Consider the following 4,188-nt stretch of genomic DNA (forward strand, 5'->3'; position numbering starts at 1 on the left):
CGCCTGTACCACCCCACAAGATGCCTGAGGGCGCCCCACATAACGCGAGCCCCGAGGATACCCAACATGAAACATGTCAAACCGCAGTCCACATCAACCCGCTACTTGCAAAGGCCCGGAGTGATCTGCGCGGTGATGCTCATCACCCTTGCCTCGGCCAACGCCTCCCCGCTCGACGATGTGAGCCAGCCACCGCCAACGGACCCCTCGGCCTACACCAATCCACCCGCCAACCCGATAGACGCAGCTGCCGCGCTGGAAGCCATCAAAGGCATGCCGGAAGCCAACCAGGGCTCGATCGCCCTGCCCAATGGCATGTATGGCGACCGCAACACGCCACGGGCCGACAACGTGTTGCCGCCCAGCCTGCAGACCTCGTTCAACTACCCCACCAACGGCAAACCCAGCCCGTTGTTCGGCGCGCAGCCGTATACCCAGCAACTGCTGCTGTTCGAGGAATTCGGCACGGAAAAACTCGACCCGACCCTGCCGCCACCGGCGCTGACCTTCCCGGTGCCCACCGTTGGCCCGGCGCCGCAGCAAGATCCGAACAGCATCGCCCGCAGCGGCCCTTCGAGTACCGCGCTGGAAGCGTTCATGCGCCAGCCCGGCCTTTACCCGTTTCCGACGCAGTATTCCAACTCGCTGGACCGCAATCCGTGGAAAACCCAGATCGAAGCCTTCCTCAACCGCCATCCGGTGGGTTCGCCGGCCGAGGGTCGTCCACCAGGAAAAGGTTGGGCGCATCAGCGCTGGAACGAGTTCTACCCGCAAGTCGCGTTCAAGACCGTGCAAGCGGGCGCCAAACTCAACGGCGGCATGCGCGACCGCCGGCAGTTGCACAACTATGCCGTGGGTGAGTTCGCACCAGGCGGGCTCTACTATCAAACCTCGGACATTCCGACCACAACGGGCACGACCAAAGGCATCGACACCCGTTTCCACCCCAACATGCCGGTGCAAAATCACAACGCGCTATGGACCTTCGACGGCACCTTCCCGCCCAAACTGCTGATGGTGCGTTACGGCCAACCGGTGTTGATGCGTCATTACAACGCCCTGCCGATCGACCCTGCCGCCAACATGGGGTTCGGCCTGCACACCATCAGCACCCACGAACACAACGGCCACTCCCCCGCCGAGAGCGATGGCTATGCCAACGCATTTTTCTTTCCGGGGCAGTACTACGACTATCGCTGGCCGATGCAACTGGCCGGTTACGACACAATCAACACCACCGCGTCGGACCCGCGCGCGGCGTTCCCCTGCGCGCCCGGCGAAACGCTGTATGTCAACGACGCCTCGCCAGGCCTGAAAACCTGCCAGAACGGCACGATCAAGATTCGTGGCGACTGGCGCGAAACCATGAGCACCCACTGGTTCCACGACCACATGCTCGATTTCACCGCGCAGAACGTCTACAAGGGCAACGCGGTGATGATGAACTACTACAGCGCCATGGACCGCGGTAACGAAGCGATCGAGGACGGCGTCAACCTGCGCCTGCCCAGCGGTACGGCTATGCCCTGGGGCAACCGTGACTACGACGTCAACCTGGTGGTGGCGGACAAGGCCTGGGATAAGGATGGCCAGTTGTGGTTCAACCCGTTCAACACCGACGGCTTCCTCGGCGATCAAATCCTGGTCAACTGGCAATACCAGCCAACCCTGAAAGTGCGCGCACGCAGTTACCGTTTCCGCATTCTCAATGGCTCGGTCTCGCGCTACCTGAAGATCGCCCTGGTGCGTGAAGTCGCCGGTACCGGCGGCGAATTCCCCGGCCCGGCGGGCTCCGGGGTGTCCTACAACCGCGTGCCGTTCCACATGATCGGCAATGACGGCAACCTCATGGAGCACGCCGTGCCGTTCGACGGCAGCATGGACCTGGACGGTGACGGCGACCTGCAAAACCACAACGCCATCCTGCCGACCCAGGGCATCGCCGAACGCTTCGACATCATCGTCAACTTCGCAAAAAACGGGCTCAAGACCGGCGACAAGCTGTACTTCGTCAACCTCCTGGAACACCAGACCGGCAAGGGGCCCAAAGACGATCCCCTGAAGCTGGCCGATGTGCTGTCCGGGAAGTACAAGGCGGTGCTCAAGCAAGGCAGCAAGGGGCTTGAGTGGGACAAGGGTGATCCGACGGTTGGCAAGTTCCTGCAATTGATCGTGCAGCCTTACAGCGGCACAGATGTGAGCATGAACCCCGCCGACTACGAGCCACCAAAACCGGGCAAGGCGGCGGGCAAAGTCATGATTCCGCTGACCCTCAACCGTGATGATCCGGTGGTCCAGGGCAAGCTGAAACAGGCCCGCCATCGCGAGTTCATCTTCGGTCGTTCCGATGGCACCGACGAAGCGCCATGGACCGTCAAGACCGACGGAGGTTTTGGCTACAACATGGACCCACGCCGGCTCAGCGCCGCCCCGCAACTGGCCAACGGCCCAACCGATGCCGGGTTCTCCGGCGATGGCACCCTGGAAGTGTGGAAAATCAAAAACGGCGGCAACGGCTGGAACCACCCGGTTCATGTGCACTTCGAGGAAGGCATCATCCTGACCCGCGACGGCAAGGCGCCACCGGAATGGGAAAAATGGGCACGCAAGGACGTGTACCGCATCGGCCAAGGTATCGACAGCTCGGTGGATGTGGAAATGGCGATCCACTTCCGCGAATTCGCCGGGACCTACATGGAGCACTGCCACAACACCCAGCACGAAGACAATTCGATGCTGCTGCGTTGGGATATCGAGCATCCGGGGCAGTTCCAGTTGATGCCAACGCCGCTGCCCGGATGGGACGGTGTCACCTACGTCAACACCGCCGCGCTGCCAACCTTCCGTACCGGCGGCAAGGAAGACGACAACCAGGGCGACAACAAAAAACCCGTGGCCAACCCGGACAGCGCCACCAGCAACAACGGGCAAGCGGTGACCATCAACGTGCTGGCCAACGACACCGACCCGGACGGTAACCTGCCGCTCAAAGTGGTGGGCCTGAACCAGCCAGACTCGGGCAAGGGCACGGTCAGCACCGATGGCACCCGTGTGATCTACACGCCGCCGGCCACCGCCCCCGGACCGTTCACCGCGACCTTCACCTATCAGGCCAGCGACGCCAAGAATGCTATCTCGCCACCGGCAACCGTATCGGTGGCGGTAACGCCAGCGCCGACGGTCAACGAAGACCTGGTGATCTCCAGCGCTTCGGTCCAGGTGCGCAGCAACAACCGCTACACCTGGGACCTGTCCGGGACCACGTCACGGGGTACGGGTAATACGGTAATGGTAACGGTGACGACCACGGCCGGACCGCTCAACCTCGGCAGTGCAACCCTCACGCCGACGGGCACCGGGGCACGCTGGCGGCTGACGGCCAGCCTCACCGGTGCCGGCCCGACTGCGAGTCCAACAGCGACTGTCACATCGGGCTACGGCAAGACGGTAACCGCACCGATATCCGTGCGCTGACGTCACTTCGACGGGCGCCCGGTCCATGCCATGTGGGCCGGGCGCCGCTCGATTACGGAGCGATCCGTTCGGAGGGAGCGGAACTCCAGGTTGTTTTTTCCACAATCGTTTATCCTGAGATTGCCTCCAGACATTCACCGGAGTTCACCGTATACCGCTCCTCCTATCCATGCCGTACTCTGCTTTTAACCAACAGCAGTGCTTGGTCGATTTAGCTTTCTCGGTGATGGATTGGAACTACCTGTCGGCGCGGATCGAATACGGCCAGATGGCTTTGGCTGCCGAAATCCATACCGACGACATCGATCCACCAGAGAAACGCAAAGGCTCGGTGACGTTGGAGCGTGTCGAAGGCGCAGTAACTCGCGAGTTCGCCACGATCCCGAACACCAGCGGTCGACTGTTGCCGGCTGCACCGGACCGCCCAAGCGCCGCGCAGTTTGTGGATTACTTGCAGCGGCGTGGATTGTTCGCTGTAAGGGCGTGAGCTAGTTTGATTGCTCCATTATCAGGAGCTTCAATATGTCTCAGTACAATGATGACGAACAAAAGGCTTGGGATCTGTTTTTTTCGGCAGCATTGCCGCTGGCAAAAGCAGAGGGGTTGGCAACAAGCAGCAATGTTGACGGCTCATGGGCTGGGGGTGTGTGTCAGTCAGGTGGGACTGGGGGACGCATGCTTTGGGTGTGGTTGGGTGTGTGGGCCTTGTGGTGT

Annotated in this window: 2 protein-coding genes and 1 pseudogene; all 3 read left to right on the forward strand. The window is 61.6% G+C overall.

Annotated features, from left to right (window positions below; genetic code table 11):
* The first annotated feature begins 135 nt into the window (after window positions 1-135).
* Window positions 136-3,474: an Ig-like domain-containing protein gene (locus tag GPL81_RS29745; protein ID WP_425502631.1), complete on the forward strand. Its 3,339-nt coding sequence runs from the start codon at window positions 136-138 to the stop codon at window positions 3,472-3,474.
* 235 nt (window positions 3,475-3,709) lie between these two features.
* Window positions 3,710-3,961: pseudogene (locus GPL81_RS29750) on the forward strand (DnaT-like ssDNA-binding protein); the annotation flags it as partial.
* Between the two features lie 35 nt (window positions 3,962-3,996).
* On the forward strand, window positions 3,997-4,188 hold a 192-nt coding region (locus GPL81_RS31270), incomplete at its 3' end, for a hypothetical protein (protein WP_218585672.1).

The organism is Pseudomonas izuensis, from assembly GCF_009861505.1.
Taxonomy (GTDB): Bacteria; Pseudomonadota; Gammaproteobacteria; order Pseudomonadales; family Pseudomonadaceae; genus Aquipseudomonas; species Aquipseudomonas izuensis.